The organism is Bacillus sp. FSL R5-0422 (genome assembly GCF_038610765.1).
Classification (GTDB): Bacteria; Bacillota; Bacilli; order Bacillales; family Bacillaceae; genus Bacillus; species Bacillus pumilus_O.
On record NZ_CP152014.1, the window covers coordinates 1,922,067 to 1,941,895 of the forward strand.

21 protein-coding genes are annotated in these 19,829 nt (G+C 40.3%); 6 read left to right on the forward strand and 15 right to left on the reverse strand.

Going from position 1 to position 19,829, the window contains the following annotated elements:
- The 8 genes from MKX52_RS09670 to MKX52_RS09705 form a co-directional block, all read right to left on the reverse strand.
- On the reverse strand, positions 1 to 618 hold the full coding sequence (locus tag MKX52_RS09670) for a YpjP family protein (RefSeq protein WP_012010308.1): 618 nt from the start codon (positions 616 to 618) through the stop codon (positions 1 to 3).
- A 432-nt stretch (positions 619 to 1,050) separates the two neighbouring features.
- Positions 1,051 to 1,839: a class I SAM-dependent methyltransferase gene (locus MKX52_RS09675; RefSeq protein ID WP_342490620.1), complete on the reverse strand. Its 789-nt coding sequence runs from the start codon at positions 1,837 to 1,839 to the stop codon at positions 1,051 to 1,053.
- Between the two features lie 66 nt (positions 1,840 to 1,905).
- Positions 1,906 to 2,340, reverse strand: coding sequence for a BrxA/BrxB family bacilliredoxin (locus MKX52_RS09680; RefSeq protein WP_003215999.1), 435 nt, complete (start codon positions 2,338 to 2,340; stop codon positions 1,906 to 1,908).
- 81 nt (positions 2,341 to 2,421) lie between these two features.
- Positions 2,422 to 4,098, reverse strand: coding sequence for a dihydroxy-acid dehydratase (gene ilvD / locus MKX52_RS09685; protein ID WP_342490621.1), 1,677 nt, complete (start codon positions 4,096 to 4,098; stop codon positions 2,422 to 2,424).
- A 307-nt stretch (positions 4,099 to 4,405) separates the two neighbouring features.
- Positions 4,406 to 5,542, reverse strand: coding sequence for a conserved virulence factor C family protein (locus tag MKX52_RS09690; RefSeq protein ID WP_342490622.1), 1,137 nt, complete (start codon positions 5,540 to 5,542; stop codon positions 4,406 to 4,408).
- Positions 5,543 to 5,572: 30 nt separating this feature from the next.
- A complete protein-coding gene (locus MKX52_RS09695) occupies positions 5,573 to 6,184 on the reverse strand; it encodes an HD domain-containing protein (RefSeq protein WP_088001073.1) in 612 nt (203 codons plus the stop codon).
- 13 nt (positions 6,185 to 6,197) lie between these two features.
- Positions 6,198 to 6,680 (reverse strand): glutathione peroxidase, encoded by a 483-nt coding sequence (locus MKX52_RS09700; protein ID WP_216887969.1) that lies wholly within the window; start codon positions 6,678 to 6,680, stop codon positions 6,198 to 6,200.
- Positions 6,681 to 6,754: 74 nt separating this feature from the next.
- Positions 6,755 to 8,437, reverse strand: a complete 1,683-nt coding sequence (locus MKX52_RS09705; protein WP_342490623.1) for a formate--tetrahydrofolate ligase — start codon at positions 8,435 to 8,437, stop codon at positions 6,755 to 6,757.
- A 138-nt stretch (positions 8,438 to 8,575) separates the two neighbouring features.
- On the opposite strand from MKX52_RS09705, the gene metA reads away from it, so the two are divergent.
- Positions 8,576 to 9,484, forward strand: a complete 909-nt coding sequence (gene metA, locus MKX52_RS09710; protein ID WP_088001070.1) for a homoserine O-succinyltransferase — start codon at positions 8,576 to 8,578, stop codon at positions 9,482 to 9,484.
- 228 nt (positions 9,485 to 9,712) lie between these two features.
- Positions 9,713 to 10,864: a diglucosyl diacylglycerol synthase gene (locus tag MKX52_RS09715; protein ID WP_088001069.1), complete on the forward strand. Its 1,152-nt coding sequence runs from the start codon at positions 9,713 to 9,715 to the stop codon at positions 10,862 to 10,864.
- 33 nt (positions 10,865 to 10,897) lie between these two features.
- Here the strand turns inward: MKX52_RS09715 and MKX52_RS09720 are convergent, their stop codons facing one another.
- Entirely contained in the window at positions 10,898 to 11,599 is a 702-nt protein-coding gene (locus MKX52_RS09720) for an AIM24 family protein (protein ID WP_144457554.1), read from the reverse strand.
- Positions 11,600 to 11,857: 258 nt separating this feature from the next.
- Here MKX52_RS09720 and cspD point away from each other — a divergent pair, with 258 nt between their 5' ends.
- Positions 11,858 to 12,058, forward strand: a complete 201-nt coding sequence (cspD, locus tag MKX52_RS09725) for a cold-shock protein CspD (protein ID WP_003215784.1) — start codon at positions 11,858 to 11,860, stop codon at positions 12,056 to 12,058.
- Between the two features lie 45 nt (positions 12,059 to 12,103).
- On the opposite strand, the gene MKX52_RS09730 is transcribed toward cspD, so the two are convergent.
- From MKX52_RS09730 to MKX52_RS09740, 3 genes are all read right to left on the reverse strand, one after another.
- Complete coding sequence (locus tag MKX52_RS09730; protein ID WP_003215507.1) at positions 12,104 to 12,286, reverse strand: hypothetical protein; 183 nt, start codon at positions 12,284 to 12,286, stop codon at positions 12,104 to 12,106.
- Positions 12,287 to 12,455: 169 nt separating this feature from the next.
- On the reverse strand, positions 12,456 to 12,638 hold the full coding sequence (locus MKX52_RS09735) for a zinc-finger domain-containing protein (RefSeq protein ID WP_003215998.1): 183 nt from the start codon (positions 12,636 to 12,638) through the stop codon (positions 12,456 to 12,458).
- Between the two features lies 1 nt (position 12,639).
- Positions 12,640 to 13,311, reverse strand: a complete 672-nt coding sequence (locus tag MKX52_RS09740; RefSeq protein WP_342490624.1) for a ribonuclease H family protein — start codon at positions 13,309 to 13,311, stop codon at positions 12,640 to 12,642.
- A 94-nt stretch (positions 13,312 to 13,405) separates the two neighbouring features.
- On the opposite strand from MKX52_RS09740, the gene MKX52_RS09745 reads away from it, so the two are divergent.
- Genes MKX52_RS09745 through MKX52_RS09755 form a run of 3 tightly spaced genes read left to right on the forward strand, consistent with a single transcriptional unit; the run spans position 13,406 to position 14,662 of the window.
- Entirely contained in the window at positions 13,406 to 14,095 is a 690-nt protein-coding gene (locus MKX52_RS09745) for a queuosine precursor transporter (protein WP_012010320.1), read from the forward strand.
- 1 nt (position 14,096) lies between these two features.
- On the forward strand, positions 14,097 to 14,492 hold the full coding sequence (locus MKX52_RS09750; RefSeq protein ID WP_012010321.1) for a reverse transcriptase-like protein: 396 nt from the start codon (positions 14,097 to 14,099) through the stop codon (positions 14,490 to 14,492).
- A gap of 44 nt (positions 14,493 to 14,536) precedes the next feature.
- The gene (locus tag MKX52_RS09755; protein ID WP_012010322.1) at positions 14,537 to 14,662 is read left to right on the forward strand and encodes a hypothetical protein; all 126 of its coding nucleotides are present in this window, start codon (positions 14,537 to 14,539) and stop codon (positions 14,660 to 14,662) included.
- Between the two features lie 16 nt (positions 14,663 to 14,678).
- On the opposite strand, the gene MKX52_RS09760 is transcribed toward MKX52_RS09755, so the two are convergent.
- The 3 genes from MKX52_RS09760 to MKX52_RS09770 all read right to left on the reverse strand — a co-directional run bounded on the left by MKX52_RS09760 (position 14,679) and on the right by MKX52_RS09770 (position 19,746).
- Positions 14,679 to 15,566 (reverse strand): 5'-3' exonuclease, encoded by an 888-nt coding sequence (locus tag MKX52_RS09760; RefSeq protein WP_151020575.1) that lies wholly within the window; start codon positions 15,564 to 15,566, stop codon positions 14,679 to 14,681.
- A 274-nt stretch (positions 15,567 to 15,840) separates the two neighbouring features.
- Positions 15,841 to 16,104 carry a YpbS family protein gene (locus MKX52_RS09765; RefSeq protein WP_012010324.1) on the reverse strand — a complete coding sequence of 88 codons (264 nt, stop codon included), beginning with the start codon at positions 16,102 to 16,104 and terminating at the stop codon, positions 15,841 to 15,843.
- Positions 16,105 to 16,146: 42 nt separating this feature from the next.
- Positions 16,147 to 19,746, reverse strand: coding sequence for a dynamin family protein (locus tag MKX52_RS09770; protein WP_342490625.1), 3,600 nt, complete (start codon positions 19,744 to 19,746; stop codon positions 16,147 to 16,149).
- Positions 19,747 to 19,829 lie beyond the last annotated feature (83 nt).

The following is a 19,829-nucleotide window of genomic DNA, read 5'->3' on the forward strand; positions in this document are numbered from 1 at the left end:
CTAGTGGCTCATCCAGCTCGGCGGGGTGTTTTTGTCCCAGTAAATATTACCGAGTTCATGATGCGTCTGGAATCCATCTTCTGCTGTATGGTAGTGAAAGTTAAACCAATATCCGCTGTGTGGCGGCTGATCTCTTCTCACATGGAAACGGAGCAAATCTTCTCCAGTCTTCCGGTTGTAGATGTGAAAGATTTTTTCACCATTTCCGCTTGAAGGCTGATCAGTTAACACAACATCTTGAAATTTTTCGTCATCTTTGAAATTTGTTAAAACATCGGTTAATACTTGTTCAATTTTCGGTTGAATCTCTTCTCTGTACTCGTCTTCAATGACAGGTGTGATTTTACGTCCGAATTTGAGAAAGGATTGATTTTCTGCACTTGATAGAACCTCTTCCTTATATTGCTCAAAGGGGTCTACCTGCTCTTCGCTTGCCTCTTGCGATCGTTCCCAGCTGCGCAATTCATCTGATGAATCATAAACCGCTGTATAAGGCGTTTTATCAGGTGAAGAAAGTTCAGATGGCTTGTCTGTCATCAAAGCCGACGGAGGAGAAACCAAACCAAAAGTTGCAATTGTAAAAAGCGCAACAAGCGTTTTTCTCATCCACATCTTCATGATATCTAATTCCTTCCATAAGTTATCATACTGCTATTCTAGCATATAATGAATTTTCAGTCATTCAATTTGGTCACTGATTTGAGACTTTCTTTTTCATAATAAAACGTTTACAATTACAGTGCAGGCAACTAAAATTTGGGAGGAATGGGTATGCTTGAAGGCTTTTTCGTCACAGCTTCCTTGCTAACACTGTTTTATTTTGTCTATATGGAGATTACGGATTAAAAGCCCTTAGTAAGGGCTTTTCAGATTGTTGACAAAGTGCTAAAATGATCTTGATTTTAGCACTTTGTCTTCTTTTCAGCGTGATAGAAAACCTTTGAATTCTAGGAAGGACGAGTACTGGCGCGGAGCGAATTTGACATTCGTGAGCACCAGCACGCAGGACTGACACCGAATGCGAGGGTTTGTCTACACGCTGTAAAGCCCTTAGTAAGGGCTTTTTTCTTTCTCGATATACCCATAATGAAATTGGGCTGTTTTTCGTTTGATGACCCGAAATTGGTAAGAGTCCGCTTTAAATCGTGTGCTTTTCCAATGGTCTTTTAACACCACTCTTTTTCTCGCCACCCTTAATGCTTCTTGCACGGCTGATTCGTGATCAAAGTCGTGCTCTGCCGCATGACGCAGCGGCGCTATACTTGTAGATTCTTGAATCGTTTCCTCAAACATGGGGTCAAAATAGACGATATCAAATGAACAGTCAGGATACTTCTTTAGCTGCTCGATACTGTCTCCACTGATAACAGAAATCCGTTTCATCGCTTCATCAGCTTCCTCTATCCCCGTCTCCCACGTATTCAGTCCTTCTCGCACTAGTAATGCCGTAATAGGGTTCTTTTCAATACCGACGACCCTTCCCTTCCTGCCTAACGCACAGCTTGCAGTTATCACATCAGACCCTAAGCCAAGTGTGCAATCTAAAAAGGAATCGCCCGGCTTTAGCTGTGCTGCTTCAATTAGAGGATCCTTTTCTCCGCGCAAGAGCCGCTTCACCCTGAACATCGCTGAGCTTGGATGAAAGAAGAACTTTTCACCATTTGGCTGATACCATTCAAACCTTTCTTTCCCGACAACAAGGACATCTCCTCGTTTCAGCGCAAGCTGCTTGACAGATTGTTTGCGTCTTTCTACATACTCACCATGTAAATCTTCTGCAAGTGCCTTCGCTGTTTCAATCGTTTGTTCATTCGCTCTAAAGCTTGTAGTAATGAGCATATCGTTCCTCCATCATGATCAAGAAAAAATGCCCTGATCTGATCGCAGGGCATTTCAACACGTGTATTAGCAATGTTTTTCGAATGCAGTTAAGACATTTTTCATGATATCTTCCATTTCATGACCTTCAATTTCGTCACGCGGGATAAAATGAACGAGCTCATTTCCTTTTAAAAGGGCCATAGAAGGAGATGATGGCTCTTCACCAGTGAAATATTCTCTCATTTTTGCCGTAGCTTCTCGGTCCTGCCCAGCGAATACTGTGACAATTTTGTCTGGCGCTTTTTCTGCCTTCATCACAGCTTGAGTCGCTGCAGGGCGTGCTAATCCTGCCGCACAGCCGCATACAGAATTTACAACAACAAATGTTGTTCCTTCAGCTTCTTGCATCGTTTGTTCTACTTCTTCTTCCGTCGTCAGTTCTTGGAATCCTGCACTTGTCAGCTCTTGGCGCATTGGCACAACGAGCTGGCGCATATATTCTTCATATGCCATTGACATAAAAAAGCCCCCTCTAAAATCCTTTTGTTGTGAATAAAGGATACTATAGAGAGAGCCAATTTTCAAATGTTCTATTTCAGATTAAATTTTCATGATTCCGCCTGTATTGGCTGATGTCACAAGTTTTGAATATCTAGCAAGATAGCCAGTTTTCACTTTTGGTTCAAAGCCTTTCCAGTTTGATTTTCTTTTTTCCCATTCTTCCTCTGGAACATCGACACTTAAAATGCGCTGCTCAATATCGACGACGACATGGTCACCATTTTCAACAAAAGCGAGCGGACCGCCTTCAGCTGCTTCAGGAGAGACGTGTCCGATAGACAAGCCGCGAGAAGCGCCGGAAAAACGTCCGTCTGTAATTAAAGCAACCTTTGGTCCAAGTCCCATCCCGACAATTTGTGAAGTTGGTGCAAGCATTTCTGGCATACCAGGTCCGCCTTTAGGTCCTTCATAGCGAATGATGACAACATGTCCTGCTTCTACTTTTCTATTAATAATACCTTCAAGAGCTTCTTCTTGGGATTCAAATACGATCGCAGGCCCTTCGTGGCGTGTGATCCCATCTTGTACACCGCCCGTTTTAATGATAGCTCCATCTGGCGCAAGGTTTCCAAATAGAACGGCTAAGCCGCCCTTTTCAGTAAATGGCTTATCGATTGGATAAATGACATTATAGTCTTTGACTTCATGACCGGCAATGTTCTCACCAAGCGTTTTCGCTGTGACGGTCATTGTATCTAAATGAAGTGCGCCTTCTTTTTTGGACAATTCATTTAGCGCAGCTGTGACGCCGCCTGCTTCATGTAAATCCTCAATATAAACATCCGAAGCTGGCGCAAGTTTTGATAAATGAGGCACACGCTCTGCTACTTCATTGATGCGTTCAAGTGAATATTCAACACCTGCTTCATTTGCGATCGCCAGTGTGTGAAGAACAGTATTCGTTGACCCACCAAGTGCCATATCTAATGCAAATGCGTTATCAATGGCTTTTTCAGTCACAATATCACGCGGTTTAATATCCTTTTTAATGAGCTCCATCAATTGTTTTGCTGACTTTTTCGCAAATTCTCTTCGCTCTGGTGATGTCGCCAAAATCGTTCCATTTCCAGGAAGAGCAATGCCAAGTGCCTCTGCTAAACAGTTCATTGAGTTTGCTGTAAACATACCTGAACAAGATCCGCAGGTCGGACAGCCGAACTGTTCTAATTCATTTAATTCCTCTTCGTTAATTTTACCTGACTGATAAGCACCGACGCCTTCAAATACAGAAGAAAGTGAAATTTTTCTGCCATCACTTGTTCTACCCGCTTCCATCGGACCACCGCTGACAAAGACCGTCGGAATATTGACACGCATCGCTGCCATCATCATCCCTGGTGTAATTTTATCGCAGTTAGGAATACAAACCATTCCATCAAACCAGTGAGCAGATACAACGGTTTCGACAGAGTCAGCAATGATTTCACGGCTTGGTAGTGAATATCTCATCCCGATATGACCCATTGCAATTCCATCATCGACCCCAATCGTATTAAATTCAAATGGGACCCCGCCAGCCTCACGAATAGCTTCTTTCACAATCTTTCCGAATTCCTGAAGATGGACATGTCCTGGGACAATATCAATATAGGAATTACATACAGCAATAAATGGTTTGCCGAAGTCCTCATCCTTTACCCCCGCTGCTCTTAGTAAGCTTCGGTGAGGTGCTCTGTCAATTCCTTGTTTAATCATGTTACTACGAAGTTCTGCCATCTGTTTAAAAAGCCTCCTATACTACAAGTCTTGTTGACTGTATGATTTTGAGTTGATTTTATTTTACAAATTTTCTGTTTATTCAGCCACCGATGAATGAATGATGACCAACATGTTTGCTGAAGCTAGCGCTCAGCAAGGTTCGTGTCATAAAATCTGACCTCCAATATTCTATATTGGTACTACTATATAGAGTTTTTTCGTATATTTCAACAATATTCAAAATAATTTTTCTAAAAAAATTTTTCTGTCTACGACTTTAAGAAAAACAAGCTACCAATGATAGGCAGCTTGTTCATAAGTCTCATCATTCTGATGCATTTTTTCTACTTTCTGTCATTTGCTTCCATACTGAGCCTTTCGCTTCTTCTCCGTGCTCAATACGCTCAATTGCCATTTTCACTTGAAGGCTGACTTCAAATTCAGGGTCTTGCTCAGCTTCTTTTAATGCGTCAAGTGCTGTTTCGTCACCTTCTTCATAAAGAAACATCGCTGCACGCCAGCGAACAAGTTTACTTGGATCCTTTAATGATTCAATCATTGCTTCTATAGCGCTCGGATCACCAAGGTCTGAAATGCAGTCTCCAGCGGTTCTGCGGACTGTCACTGTTTTGTCTTTAAGCCCTTTATATAGAATAGGCAAAATAGCAGGATCATCAATCATTCCAGCATTCACAACAGCTTGCCTGCGAATGGATGTTTTAGGATCTTCCATTGCTTTCATTAAAACAGGGATATCCTTTTGTTCTGGCTGCATTTGCTCTAAATGGGCAAAACGCTTTTTCCAGTCTTCCTCGCGCAGCATATCTTCTGTTACATCATATGCCTTTCTGTTCACCTGTCGATCTACAGCTTCTTGTCCTTCTTTGACCGCTTCTGTTAAGCGGGCTAAACGCTCGTCGTCATAGGCTGCCTGCAGCTCTTCTGTGACTTCTTGGCCAATGTCTGCAAAGTCACCAAAACGAACGCCATGTTCTTTCCACACACGTTCAAATACGACATTGTCTGAACTGCTTCTGAGCTTTAAAATAGCTGCTTGGAAGCGTTCAGGCATGCCGAATCGCTCTTCTCTTTCACCGTCGGTTAATTTAACTTGCATCGGAATTCCATTAAACATTTGGACAAACACTTTGACTTCGCCAAATGTGTCACCACCAGACTGCGATCCTTCCTGAAGGCCTTCTGTTTGTTGACCAAAGGCTTCTCTGACCTGCTGCAAAATGCCCTGCCAGTCAAACTTTGCATTACGCTCAACCGCTAAGAAATCTGCGACATGATAAACACCTTTTACACCTTCAATGTTTAAAATACGTTTAATCATCTCTGGCGCTTCTTCTTTTTGATCCTTTTTGTAGTTGTTGCTTTTACCGCCGGCAAGCGCTTCTGTCAAAATGACCTTCATCGTATTTGGACTTGGCGTCGGTTCTATCGCTGTTATTTTCATCTATACATCCTCCTTACACACATAAAGACCCTACTCATCTGTAAGGCCGCATTCTTCTTTCCATGTCTTGATAAACAGGCTCATCAAATCATGCCGCTCCTCAGCAAGCTGCTTTCCAGAACGAGTATTCATTAAGTCTTTTAATTTGAGCAGTTTTTCTTCCATATGCTTTAGTACGGAGCCCTGCTGCGTGTCCTTTGTATAGTGAGCTTCCCCTTTTGCGCCTGCATAAGTAAACACCCTCGCAATACCGGTTGCTCCTATCGCATCAAGCCGATCTGCGTCTTGAACAATGGCCCCTTCTAACGATATTGGTCTATTCTGCTTATGTCGATGACGAAAAGACATCGTTGTAATGATGTCCATGATATAACGAATATCCCGCGTATGAACTTCCCAAGAAAGGAGCTGAAGCTCAAGCTGCTTTGGTGAAAGTTTCCATTCACTCGACAGCTTTTCATCAATAACATCATGAACAATCGCTGCCATTTCAATCACAAACTGGGAACCGCCTTCCTGATTAGCCATGTGGCAGGCAAGCTGCCGCACGCGATCAATATGAGCCGCATCGTGTCCAGTCGGTTCATATTTCAGCCGATCCGAAACAAAGGAGGCAGCTGCCTCCAATTGTTTTTTCTGCATGACGGTCAACACCTTATTTGTCCATAAGAGCGATGATGGTGCTTTCTAATTCTTTTGGTGATGTTTTCGGAGAGAAACGCTCAGTGACTTCTCCGTTTTGATCCACGATAAATTTTGTGAAATTCCATTTCACTGTTTTCGTCCCAAGTACACCTTTAGCATGACTTGTTAAATGTTTGAAAAGCGGGTGTGCATTGTCACCATTGACATCTACTTTCGCAAACATAGGGAAGGTCACCCCATAATTCAAAGAACAGAATTCTTGAATGGCTTCTTCTCCTTCTGGCTCTTGGTTCATAAATTGGTTACATGGAAACCCTAAAATTTCAAGGCCCTTTTCATGATATTGATCATATAGTTCTTGCAGTTGTTTAAATTGAGGAGTTAGTCCACATTTGCTTGCTGTGTTAACAATAATGAGGACTTTTCCTTTGTAATCTGCCATTGATTTTTCTTGACCGTTAATGGTCTTGACCTGAATATCATAAATTGACATCTCATAGCCTCCTAGGATTCACTTTTTCCTATCGTAACATGCTTCTTTTATAAAATCGCTTTTTATGCTTCCGGTTAAAAGAGTCCTGTCACACTGCCGTCTTCTAATAAATCCATCTCGAGCGCCGCAGGTTTTTTAGGTAATCCAGGCATTGTCAGAATGCTTCCAGTTAAGGCAACAATAAATCCTGCTCCTACAGATGGCTTTAACTCACGAATCGTAATGGTGAAGCCTTTAGGTCTCCCAATGAGAGCTGGATCATCAGAAAGTGAATATTGCGTTTTTGCCATACAAACCGGTAAATGTCCCCAGCTGTTTTCTTCGATGGCTGCCAGCTGCTTTCTTGCTTTTGAAGTGAGTGTGACCCCGTCTGCCCCGTAAACCACTTTGGCAACTTTAGATAATTTTTCTTCGATGGAATCATCCTCTTCATACAAATAGGAAAAGCTGTTCTTCTTCTTTTCAATAAGTGTCGTGAGTTCTTCGGCAAGTGCTGTCCCGCCTTCGCCTCCTTCTTCCCATACATTCACAGCTTTGACTGGATGGTCATGTGCAAGGCACCAATCTTCTATCGCTTGAATCTCTTCTTTTGTATCCGTGATAAACCTGTTAACTGCGACGATATATGGAAGACCGAAGGCTTGCACTGTTTCAATATGCTTTTCTAAATTATGTATACCTTTTAATACAGCTTGTGTATTCTCTTCTTTGAGTTCTGTTTTCTTCATTCCGCCATGCATCTTTAATGCTCTGACAGTCGCCACAATAACCACTGCACCAGGCTTGAAATCACCAGCTCTTGTTTTAATGTTCAGGAACTTTTCTGCTCCAAGATCTGCTCCAAATCCAGCTTCTGTTACGACATAATCGGCTAATTTCGCCGCCATTTTGGTTGCAATTAAACTATTACATCCATGCGCAATATTGGCAAAAGGACCGCCATGAACAAGGGCCGGAGTTCCTTCTATCGTTTGTACAAGATTCGGTTTGAGTGCGTCTTTTAAAAGTAACGTCAGAACACCTTCATATCCAAGTGCACCAACTGTGACTGGCTCCCCGTCTTGATTATAGGCAACAACAATAGAAGAAAGACGTTTTTTTAAATCAGTTAAGTCTTCTGCTAAACAAAGGATGGCCATCATTTCGGAGGCAACTGTGATGTCAAACCCGTCTTCTCTAGGATACCCATTTACCTGTCCACCAAGTCCGACAACGACCTGTCTTAATGCACGATCGTTTAAATCAAGCACTCGCTTCCATACAATGCGGCGCGCGTCGATGCCAAGTTCATTTCCGTGATGGATATGGTTATCAATGAACGCAGATAACGCATTATGTGCTGAAGTAATGGCATGAAAATCTCCTGTAAAATGAAGATTGATTTCTTCCATTGGCAGCACCTGTGAATATCCTCCACCTGCTGCACCGCCTTTTATGCCCATTGTAGGACCTAATGAAGGCTCTCGCATTGCAATGATTGCTTTTTTCCCAATTTTTTCGAAGGCTTGACCGAGTCCGACTGTGACTGTGGACTTCCCTTCACCTGCTGGTGTTGGGTTGATGGATGTGACAAGAATCACATGTCCTTCTTTTTGTTCTTTTAAACGGTCAAAAATAGTCAAAGATATTTTCGCTTTTGTGAAACCATAGCATTCTAATTCTTCGTCATGTAATTGCAGCTTAGCTGCGATGTCTTGAATAGGTCTCAGTTTTGCCTGTTGGGCAATGTCAATATCTGATAAATGCTTTGTGATCATAAATAAACGGCCTCCTTTTTTTCGAGAAACAGCTTTGTTTTTGCTCTGTTTTTCATTGTAACATAATTGAAACATTGAAATATCGCCAGAAAGTTCCTATAATGAAGTGAAATTAGCTTTGGTTCAGGGGGTGGCGAGTTGCCTATAAACATACCAGTTCATCTGCCGGCAAAACAAATACTAGAGAGCGAAAACATTTTCGTCATGGATGAGACAAGGGCATTCAAGCAAGATATCCGTCCTTTGAATATCGTGATCTTAAATTTAATGCCAAAAAAAATACAAACTGAAACGCAGCTACTCAGAATGCTCGGAAATTCTCCTTTACAAGTGTACTTTACGTTTTTAATTCCAAGTACGCATACACCGAAGAATACGTCGAGAGAGCATCTAGATGAATTTTATACGACCTTTGAATCGATTCGCCATAAAAAATTTGATGGAATGATCATCACAGGCGCACCAATTGAGCATTTAGCTTTTGAAGAAGTATCCTATTGGAAAGAGTTGCAGGAGATTTTGGACTGGAGTAAAACGAATGTGACGTCTACTCTTCACATTTGCTGGGGTGCACAGGCAGGCCTGTATCACCATTATGGTATTGAGAAAATCAAACTTGCCGAGAAGAAATTTGGTGTATTTGAGCATCTTGTGAAAGAGAAAAAAGAAAGATTAGTCAGAGGTTTCGATGAAGTATACTATGTCCCACATTCGAGGCATACAGATATTAATACAGAACAATTAAAAAACACGCCGAATTTGAAAGTATTAAGTGTCTCTGAAGAAGCGGGAGTTTGTTTAATTGTTTCAGATGATGATAAACAAGTATTTTTAACTGGACATCCTGAATATGATACAGACACATTGAAGCAGGAATATGAAAGAGATTTGTTGAAGGATGATACAGTCAAAAAACCTGTTCACTATTTTATAGAAGATGGTGACGCATTAGTCCCAGTGAATCGATGGAAAGCCCATGCCACTTTACTGTTTATGAATTGGCTCAATTATTATGTTTATCAAGAAACACCATACGTTTGGGAATAAAATAGACTGTAGTCTGATGATAAATGGCCAAAATGTGTTAAAATACAAATGGCTCTGTCTTCCATTATCAATTTAGTCTTGTTGTTTTTTAAAATTAGTTTAATTCTTTCGTAACGAACGATATGCTCTGACTGTTTATATGTTATCTTTATGTATATGTAGACCTATGAGATTAATAGTTTTCGTACGAAGTTTTGTTGTTGTTGATTACATTTGAGGTGAATATTCTTGAATACCAATAAAAAAATATTAATCTTGACCGCAAATTATGGAAATGGACATATGCAGGTGGCTAAAACACTGTATGATGAGTGCAAATCCCAAGGGTTTGAGCATGTTGTAGTTTCTAATTTGTATCAAGAATCAAATCCCATTGTGTCGGAAGTGACTCAATATTTATACTTGAAGAGCTTTTCCATTGGGAAACAATTTTATCGCTTGTTTTATTACGGTGTAGATAAAATTTACAATAAACGCAAATTTAACATTTATTTAAAGATGGGAAATAAGCGTCTTGATGAACTTATTCAATTACACAATCCAGATATCATTATTATTACATTCCCGATGATTGTTGTTCCTGAATACCGAAACAAAACAGGAAAAATCATTCCGACGTTTAATGTGATGACAGATTTTTGTCTTCATAAGATTTGGGTACATGAAAACATCGACCGGTACTATGTTGCAACCGATTATGTGAAACAAAAATTAGTGGAAATCGGCACACATCCAAGCGATGTCAAAGTGACAGGCATTCCTATTAGACCACAATTTGAAGCAGACGTGCCAAAATCGAAGATTTATAAAAAATATGGATTATCATCAAACAAAAAAGTTCTTCTGATTATGGCCGGTGCTCATGGTGTACTGAAAAATGTCAAGGAATTATGTGAAGCATTGCTTCTAGACAGTGAAGTACAAATTGTTGTTGTATGTGGAAAGAACGCAGCGCTGAAACAATCACTAAGCGATCTTGAACAAACACATCCAGATCAATTGAAGGCGCTTGGATATGTGGAACAAATTGATGAATTGTTCAGAGTAACAGATTGTATGATCACAAAACCAGGTGGCATTACTTTAACAGAAGCAACAGCACTCGGTGTCCCAGTCATTCTTTACAAGCCTGTCCCTGGACAAGAAAAGGAAAATGCTCATTTCTTTGAGGATTATGGTGCAGCCATCGTCATCAACAGACATGAAGACATTTTAGAATCTGTGACCAACTTGCTTCAAGATGAAGAAAAGTTAGAAACCATGAAACAAAACATGAAAAGTCTTCACTTAAAGCATTCTTCTCAAACCATTTTGGAAGATATCGTTGAGCAATCAGATCTCATCACGAATAACAAAACATATGCTCGTGCATTATCATAAAAAGGTGTCCGTCAATGACGGACACCTTTTTCTTTATCCTTGATTTCCATTTGCTGTGTACACTTCTTCAAACGGTTGCACGACAACAAATCCACTTCCGCTAAATTTCATTTGAATAGACTCGCCGCTTCCTCTACCAATAAAGGTTTTGAATGAAACATCTGTCACAAATTCCGTTTTTAAATCCCCTGACCACGCAACTGTCGCATTAGGATCTGTATAGACAGAGTCCCCAGGCTGAACAATCAATGTGAGTGGCTCATAATGACTCGTAATCGCAGCAAGACCTGGTCCTTCTAATTTGACGTTAAATAATCCACCTGCAAGCATCCCCGACACTTTTTTCATCAATTTAATATCCCAGCGAACTGAAGGTTCAAATGCGAGCAAATCATTCCCATTCACAAAAATAGATTCCCCTTGAGCCAAACGCAGAATTGAGATTTTTTTGCCTTGATCTGCTACATATAATTTCCCATCACCTGTTGCCTTCATGAGTGAAGTGCCTTCTCCTGACAGCATTTTTTTGAACATCTTTGAAACACCATGTTCAAACACGCCCTCACGTTCAAATTTGATTTTGCCTCGGTACGAAACCATGGCCCCTGTTTTGGCCCAAATGGTATCCGTCAAATTAATTTCTAAAAGTCTTGGTGTTTCAAGTTCAAAAACCCCTTCTCCCTTATCTTCCTGCTGCGTATTCTGAACAAATTCTTCGAGTGTATAACGATTCATGATAGCACCTCTTTCTGTATTTTTTTTATATACGGACAAACTGTGCATAAAGTTTCAGAAAATGGGGACGGTTTATCTATTATTGTTATTTATCCAAAAAATCAAACATTCTGCTCAAAATTTGGCTCTCCTGCTTGACGCTTTACTTTTAATGGTGTATAGTGGAACCATCATTTAGCAACTGCAAAGTCGTTAGGTGATGAAAATTTTTTTTAGTATGCCAAAAGGTATGCTACAGTACTAGGAGGAAAAAGCAATATGCAAAACGGTAAAGTAAAATGGTTCAATAATGAAAAAGGTTTCGGCTTCATTGAAGTTGAAGGCGGAGACGATGTATTCGTTCACTTCACAGCTATCGAAGGTGACGGCTACAAGTCTTTAGAAGAAGGACAAGAAGTTTCTTTTGAAATCGTTGAAGGTAATCGTGGACCTCAAGCTGCAAACGTAACAAAAATCTAATCAACTAAATCAATGATGCAAAATAAAGAGAGGCTTATGCCTCTCTTATTTGATTTTCAGCTGAATTTCAATTGCTAAAATATTTTGCTTTAGTCGTTGTTCAATTTCAGAAATATCTTTTTCGAGAAAAGGTCTTCCCTTCTTTGCTACATCTACAAGTTGCTCTAGATCGCTGTACACCTCTTGAAATGTTCGATGTAATACCGTTTCGAACTCCTTATTATTCATACCGGCCTTCCCCTTTTCCTCTAATATCCGTCACTTAGTCAAAAAGTAACTCAACCAAAACTTTCTATAGTTATATCGGCTCATTTTTCGGAATATGTTCTTTTTTTACACATTCTATCCGTTTTTTTTCAAGAACGGATGTTTGAGAAGGGAAAACCGGTGCATCCGTTTATTTTTTGAGTAGCGTTTGGCCATATTCTTTTATTTTCTCTCCAACGGTGCATTGCTGTATACAAAAGGAATGGGCATATTTTTTGCCAAATTCTTTTCGAAAATGCTTCTTAATCAAACAATCTGAACAATACGTGTCTTGAAGATCGGTCAATTCTTGTACTGCTGTTTTTTTATCCACATTATTCAGCTCCGTCTGCTTCTAATTTCAATGTACTTTCGATTGGGACGTCTGCAAGAACCTGTCTTGCAAGCTGATCCGCTTCTGCATTTTGTTTCCGATCGATGGCTTCATAGGTTGGCGTCAGCTTCAGCTCTTTTAAAGTCGCTTCAATTCGGTCAAGCCATTTGTTATGTACATCATCATAACAAGGCCATTCTCCTTTTAACTGATTCATGACAACAAGTGAATCTCCTCTAATCGTGACAGAATTTCTGCTTGCTCCTAGGTCTTTTAAAGTTTTTACCGCCTCAAATAAAGCCGCATACTCTGCTTCATTATTAGTGCTCCCTTGGAAAGGCTGATTTTTCCTCAATCGATAAGCGTCTTTTCCTAGCTTATAGTAGACGACAACACCAAGACCAGAGTCGCCTGTTTCTTTATGAAAACTTGCATCAAAATAGACTTGAAGCTCATCCGGTTCAAGCTTTAATTCTTCATTTAGCTTTTCAAGCTCTTTTATAGACCACATGGCCCCTTTTTCATCTTCAAATGATAGAAGTGACTGGGGTTCTTTTTTGTCGATATGTTTTGCTAACCTTAGGGCCTCTTTTAGCTCCAACCAATCTTCTTGATAAAAAGCAATGGCCCCAATCGATTTCACTTTCATTGTGTAGTGTGCTCTTAATTTCATTGATCACATCGCCTTCCCGTGCTTTTAAGGTAAACATACGTTATGCTATAATCAAAAAGTTACATTTTACAATCAGAAAGGAAGTTCATGTCACTTGTTTAATGAAGGTATTTGGATCTTATTTGCGATCATTAATTTTATCATTGTTCTTCTATTTTATAAAGGATTTGGCAAGATGGGCCTTTTCGTCTGGATTGGCTTTGCGACGGCAGCCGCTAACTTACAAGTGGTGAAAACCGTTGAATTGTTTGGCTTAACAGCGACACTTGGAAATATTTTGTACGGCAGTGTCTTTTTTGCAACGGATGTGTTGAATGAGAAATATGGACAACATGAAGCGAAAAAAGCGGTTTGGATTGGTTTTACGACCCTTTTAACACTAACTATTGTCATGCAGGAGGCATTGCTTTTTGATCCTGCTCCATCTGATATCTCACAATCATCGCTGGAAACCATATTTGGCTTTATGCCAAGGGTGGCACTTGGCAGTCTCGCTGCTTATATCATCAGTCAAATGCTAGATGTTTATGTATATTCGTTTATTCGCCGGATATTTCCCTCTGATGGTGCACTCTGGATGCGCAATGCTGGAAGTACGATGATTAGCCAGCTTCTTGATACACTGATTTTCACGACCATTGCCTTTCTTGGCACGTATCCGACTCAAGTATGGATTGAAATCTTTATCACGACATATGTCATTAAATTTATCGTCGCTGCGATTTCCACACCATACGCTTATGCAGCGAAAAAAATGGTTCCACTTGATGAAAGGGTGAAGTAATTTGCCAGCTGAAATATACATTGATGGTGCAAGTGCAGGGAATCCAGGTCCTTCTGGCATCGGCATTTTCATCAAATATAATGGAAAGGCTGAATCCTTCTCCATTCCTCTAGGGTCCATGAGCAATCACGAAGCAGAATTCTCTGCTCTGATCGAAGGGATGAAAATCTGCGTGGAAAAAGGATTGCGTACCGTTTCATTTCGCACAGATTCACAAGTAGTTGACCGCGCAGCCAATGCAGGATTTGCTAAAAATCCAGCATTTCAGCATTTTATTAAAGAGATGATCGAGCTTCAAAGCAATTTTGATTTATTTTTTATTAAATGGATTCCGAGTAAGGAAAATCAAGTAGCAGATCAGCTCGCTAGAAAAGCGATTCACCTTTCTAAAGGATGAATCGCTTTTTTTCGGTTATGCTAATGTATGTGAGGTGATACTGATTGGATAAAGAAAATAAAGGTCGTGTCACAAATGGGACAACTCCACAAGGTGATGCGCAAACAAAAGATAAACAGCCACTATCTCAGCTAGAAAATAGCGCGAAGAAAAGCAATACAAAAAGATAAACCTAAGAGATCGGCTTTAGCTGATCTCTCTTATATTTAAGCGGTTCATCATCGGTTCGATTCCTTTGATTTGATGATGCCTTAGCATAGCAGCAGCACGTTCTTGATTGATGTTCATTTTCGCTTCATCAATTGGGCAGCTGAGCGGGACATCGCATTTGATCTCTGCCAATAAACGAGAAAGCTGCAAATCTTCTAATCCTGCTTGCATTTTCTTTTGCTGTGCAGCCGTTAGTTTATGGACATTTTCTAACAAACCGTCAATCGTTTTATAGGTTTGAATAAATTTTAAAGCCGTTTTTTCTCCGATTCCTTTGACACCTGGATAATTATCACTTGCATCACCCATGAGTGCTTTCATATCAATGAGTGCCTTCGGTGATATTCCCATTTCCTCTTCAAATAAGGCTTTTGTATAATGCTTATAATTGCCAATTCCTTTTTGCATCAAGGCAACAGTCACTTGTTCATTCAAAATTTGCAGTAAGTCTTTGTCACCAGTTAGGACAGTCACACGTGCTTCTTTTTGGTAAAGCGCAGCAAGAGTACCAATGCAATCATCTGCTTCAAAGCCCTTTAAACCAATGTTCACAATTCCTAGTTCTTCTGTAGCTTCTTTTGCTAAATCGAATTGCGGAATGAGCTCGACAGGCGCCTCTCCACGATTTGCTTTATAATCTTGAAACAATTCGTTTCGATAGGTTTGACTCCCCATATCCCAGCAGCACACAATATGAGTTGGCTCAAATGTTTGTACAGCTGTTAATAAGTGTTTCAAATAGCCATTCACTCCATTTGTCGGCACACCGTGGTCATTTATCATAAAATTGCGATGGACGGCCGTCGCATAAAACGATCTGAACAATAGAGCCATTCCATCTACAAGCAGTACGTGTTTACTCATTCTTATAAACTCCCTTTTCAAAACAATACTCCTATTCTATCACAGAACGCAAAACTAGACATAAAAAAGGCGCCTTCTTCTTTTGGAAAAGAAGAGGCAGCCTGTTTACTTTTGACCGTATTGCATTTTTTTCGATTCTGCTTCTGCATAGGACGGCATGTCTTTTTGTTTAGGGTCACGCTCATCCTGCTGCTTTGTCTGTTGCTTTTTTTTCATGATCATTCCCCTTTCTCGGTACATTCATTAAGATGACCAAAAAAGCGAATGTTACTCTCTACTTCTGTTTCCGCTCGACATACTCCCTGACCATATCATTCGTCACAAGCTTACGCAATGGAACAATACCGCCTCGTGCAAGCTCATTCATCTTCGACGTAATGGCGTTGATCTCGTCTGTTGTAAATGGCTCGTTTTGCTCACATTTGAATACAGCCATCTCTATTGCTTGTTCTCTTTTCTGTTCAAGCTCAAGAAAAGACTGGATATGAGCATGCTGCTTTTGTGAGTGTGCGGAGATCTCTTCGTGTACGCTCGTCATTTTGTATCAACTGCTTTCTTTTTTTATTTAGTCTACCATGAATCAAATGGATTTCAACTGGTTCTTCCATTCGTTTGTTTGTTCATAAACTTGTTCAATGACCGCCTGCTCTTTAGCATCTGTCGTGAGACTCGTGATAAATGTTTGTTTTTGTTCATTTAGCTGCTCGAGTGCTTCTGTTTCATATCTTTCCGTAAACGTCTTCACCATCATGTCGTACCTGCTTAGTAATTCTTCTTTTTCTTTATCTGCCCATTTCGTGGTTACCTGATGAAGAATGTCTCGAATCCCTTCAATAAAAGCAGCCTTACCATTCTGTTCAAAAAAAACTTTCGCTGATTTTTGTTTCTTTAGGATCGGTTCAAATGGCGTCAGTTCAGCTTTGACTTCAATTTGTTTCAGTTCAGCATTTTTCTCTTCTGGCGGCGACAGTGAGAGAGAAAAATAAGGGTCATCTGCACATGCCGCCTGTAATCCTTTCTCCCATTCCTCTTGGAAGTATTGAAGAATAAACGATTCCATCCGGATATCAAGTGCCTTTAACTCCTGTACAAATTCAAATTCATAATCCTTTAGTGCCTTCTCAAGTGCTTTTTTCAATTGCTGTCCGAAATTCCCTTGGGATATTCCAGGATAGAAGGCTGTCTTTAACAGATCATTCGCAAATAGTGACAGGCGCTGCACAATATGATAGAGCTGTTCATGTAAGTCCTTTTTCACACTTTCTGTCACTAGCTTAGATTGTTTTACATGACTCATTTGATCAAGAATCGCTTCATACGATGCATCTATCTTCTTCTTTTCCGCTTGCTTCTCATCTTCTGACTGATGCAGCGACGCATGCAGTTTGTCGACTGTTCTACATAACGTACCAGCTTCAAAATATAACAGCTCGATCGCATCTTTCGTTAATTCTTCCTCAATAAAATAGTCGAGCTGCTTTCTAAGCTTTGCGTATTGATTATAAGCCGTCTCTCCCTTTCCGTCGATCTCTTCCTTACTGGACACATGATGAAGGTTAGGGTTTCTTATGCCCTCTTTTGTAAGCTCATTTTTCACATAGTCAAAGACGGTGTCAAGCTCTGCTTGATCCTTTGCGAGATCCGCTGCATTGATAATAAAGAACATTTTATCCATGCTAAATGAATCTTTTACAAGCCCAAGCTTACGTAAAAATGACCGATCTGCCTTCGAAAAAGAGTGCTGGTAGTAAGTTAAATAAAGAAGCGCATCTGCGTCTTTCATATATTGAAAGGCAATCTCTGTATGACGCTTATTCATACTGCTAGCGCCTGGCGTATCAACAATAGTCAGCCCTTTATCTGTTAGAGGTGTACTCAAATAAACCGTCACTTCCTTCACTACACAAGAAACAGCTTCTTCTGCCACGTATGGCCTCAGTTCTTGAAGAGTAACATGAAGCGGCGTTTGCTTCGTAATGTGATCAAGGAAACGGGTATGTGCGTGTAAAAAATGTTCAACAATAATGCGGTGATCTTGTTCAAGCTGTCTTTTTTTCAGCGTTCGTTCGAGCTTTGATGGTAACGTCTCTCCCTTTTCGTCTGAGACCGGAAATCCTAGGATCTGATTGAGCTCCTCTAATATATCCTGTTCGGTTTTGAACACCACTTTGACACTTTCATGAGGGTGATCTTCCGTCGGCCGAGTCAGCTTATTAATGGTTGCCGTTGTTGGTGTGGGAGAGGATGGCAGCACCTTTCTCCCAACGAGAGCATTTGCAAAGGAAGATTTCCCCGAACTAAAAGCCCCAAATAAAGCGAGTGTGAATTCTTTCGCTTGCAGCCGTTTTGTTCGTTTTTCAAAGGACTTTCTTTGAGATTGGAGCGCATCTAATGGCAATAAAATCTGAGAAAGCTGCTCAAACTGGGCAATCGACTGGGCCGTCGTGACATGCTGTGACTGACGCATTTGAGGTTGCTCTATCTGCTTGTTCGGTTTTTCTTGGTCTCTCTCTTCAGGTGGAATGGTCGCTAGATCCTGCTTTAACTGGTCATGCTGCATTTGACTCTTTTTCGCGTAAAACCAATCTTCTTCGATTTTTTTATCCGTTCCATTTTGCCATATATCCCATAGATGCTGAATATCTCGCTTCATTTGTTCATTTTTTTTGGTACACTGCTCGAGTGTTTGGAGCTCTTTTGCAGACTGAGCCCATTTTTCTTGCTGTTCTACCCTATCTTCCATAAGCTTGGCTTTCAGCGATTCCACCATTTGTTCAATCAGTGTCATCGCTTGCTGCTTAGCCTGTCTTCTCAAGGCTTCGCCAGCATCTTTTGCATATTGCAGTACGTATTCATTAGAGAATGTTGCTCCATGATGAATCACACTTGCAAGGAGTGATTCTTGCACAGGTGTTTCAAACGCCATCACTTGATTTAATAAGTCTTCACTAAGTTGATGTTTTTTGACTTCTTTTTTTAGTAGCTCAGCAATATGCCAGTCCACTTCTGCCTTCATTCTCGCTTTGACATCTGTTAAGAAGTCAGTGGCCCGTTTTTCTTTTTCCTGCTCAGTTTTATTTTTAGCAAAAAGCAACCCCACTTTAAAACCAGGTGCTTTTGATTCAATATAGTCACTTGCGAGTTCTCTCATTTTAAATGGCGTTAGGTTGGCATTTTTCAAAATGCTCTCGATTTCATTAGATACTTCTTCTTCTAACTGTTTGGCTCCATTTTCAATGAAGTGAATTTTCGCTTCCAATTCTTTTACTTCTTTTCTTTTTTCTTCGAGCTGTGACTCAAGCTCCTCACCTTGCAGGTCTTCTTTTAACGAGTCAATGTGTTCTTTTAAGACATGCTCAATTTTCTGCTCCGTATAAGCCCGAAGTGAGGCCTTGGGCAATGTCTGTAATTCTTGCAGTTTTTTGATTAAACGAATCATTTCATTTCTTGGATGGGTCTCATCGGTTACAGATGTAAAGTATAAATGATCTTCTTCAATGCCCTCTTTAAGGAGCATGTCAATCACTTGATTTTTGTAATCTTCAAATGCCGTCTCATGCTCATCGTGCCGGTCTACTTGATTCACGATGAAATATAGATTTGGCACTTTTTCTTTGATGGATCGAATGAAACGAATGTTTTCTTCAGAATGAACATGGTTGTAGTGAACAACATAAAAAAGAGCATCTGCTTGATGAAGAATAGAAGCAGCAGATAAAAAGTGTGCATGATCCGTTGAATCAATTCCTGGCGTATCAATCAGTGCCACATTTTCTTCAAGGCCTCTATAATCACCGCTAATTTCCACCATTTCAATCTGTTCTCCATCTTTACAAAAACGCTGTACAGCTTCTTTATCATAAGAGCCGCTCATTTTTGCAAAACGGCCATCAGAGGTGTGAAGCTGCACTTCACTTTCCCCTTTCCTCACAATGACCAAGTTTGCACTTGTTGGGATTGGACTCGTTGGCAAAATGTGATCATGAAGCAGATGATTCACAAGTGATGACTTTCCAGCAGAATAATGACCGGTAAATGCGATATATACTTCTTCTTCTGCTTCCTTTTTGATAATCGATGCAAGTTTGGCTGCTCGCTCATGATCATTCCTTTTGAGAAAGCTTTGATATAAAGCTCCAGCAGTTTGAACGAGCGAATCTCGAATAGACAAGTCTTTCATGACGATAAACCCCTTTGTTTTTAGAAAAGTCAGTTATGTATGTGATACCATTTTACACAAAATAAAGAGATTTTTCTTCTGAT

What these genes read in the sequence shown, in the direction of transcription:
- MKX52_RS09670 (WP_012010308.1), bottom strand. Translation starts at nt 618, where the DNA reads ATGAAGATGTGGATGAGAAAAACGCTTGTTGCGCTTTTTACAATTGCA.
- MKX52_RS09675 (WP_342490620.1), bottom strand. Translation starts at nt 1,839, where the DNA reads ATGCTCATTACTACAAGCTTTAGAGCGAATGAACAAACGATTGAAACA.
- MKX52_RS09680 (WP_003215999.1), bottom strand. Translation starts at nt 2,340, where the DNA reads ATGTCAATGGCATATGAAGAATATATGCGCCAGCTCGTTGTGCCAATG.
- ilvD (WP_342490621.1), bottom strand. Translation starts at nt 4,098, where the DNA reads ATGGCAGAACTTCGTAGTAACATGATTAAACAAGGAATTGACAGAGCA.
- MKX52_RS09690 (WP_342490622.1), bottom strand. Translation starts at nt 5,542, where the DNA reads ATGAAAATAACAGCGATAGAACCGACGCCAAGTCCAAATACGATGAAG.
- MKX52_RS09695 (WP_088001073.1), bottom strand. Translation starts at nt 6,184, where the DNA reads ATGCAGAAAAAACAATTGGAGGCAGCTGCCTCCTTTGTTTCGGATCGG.
- MKX52_RS09700 (WP_216887969.1), bottom strand. Translation starts at nt 6,680, where the DNA reads ATGTCAATTTATGATATTCAGGTCAAGACCATTAACGGTCAAGAAAAA.
- MKX52_RS09705 (WP_342490623.1), bottom strand. Translation starts at nt 8,437, where the DNA reads ATGATCACAAAGCATTTATCAGATATTGACATTGCCCAACAGGCAAAA.
- MKX52_RS09720 (WP_144457554.1), bottom strand. Translation starts at nt 11,599, where the DNA reads ATGAATCGTTATACACTCGAAGAATTTGTTCAGAATACGCAGCAGGAA.
- cspD (WP_003215784.1), top strand. Translation starts at nt 11,858, where the DNA reads ATGCAAAACGGTAAAGTAAAATGGTTCAATAATGAAAAAGGTTTCGGC.
- MKX52_RS09730 (WP_003215507.1), bottom strand. Translation starts at nt 12,286, where the DNA reads ATGAATAATAAGGAGTTCGAAACGGTATTACATCGAACATTTCAAGAG.
- MKX52_RS09740 (WP_342490624.1), bottom strand. Translation starts at nt 13,311, where the DNA reads ATGAAATTAAGAGCACACTACACAATGAAAGTGAAATCGATTGGGGCC.
- MKX52_RS09760 (WP_151020575.1), bottom strand. Translation starts at nt 15,566, where the DNA reads ATGAGTAAACACGTACTGCTTGTAGATGGAATGGCTCTATTGTTCAGA.
- MKX52_RS09765 (WP_012010324.1), bottom strand. Translation starts at nt 16,104, where the DNA reads ATGACGAGCGTACACGAAGAGATCTCCGCACACTCACAAAAGCAGCAT.
- MKX52_RS09770 (WP_342490625.1), bottom strand. Translation starts at nt 19,746, where the DNA reads ATGAAAGACTTGTCTATTCGAGATTCGCTCGTTCAAACTGCTGGAGCT.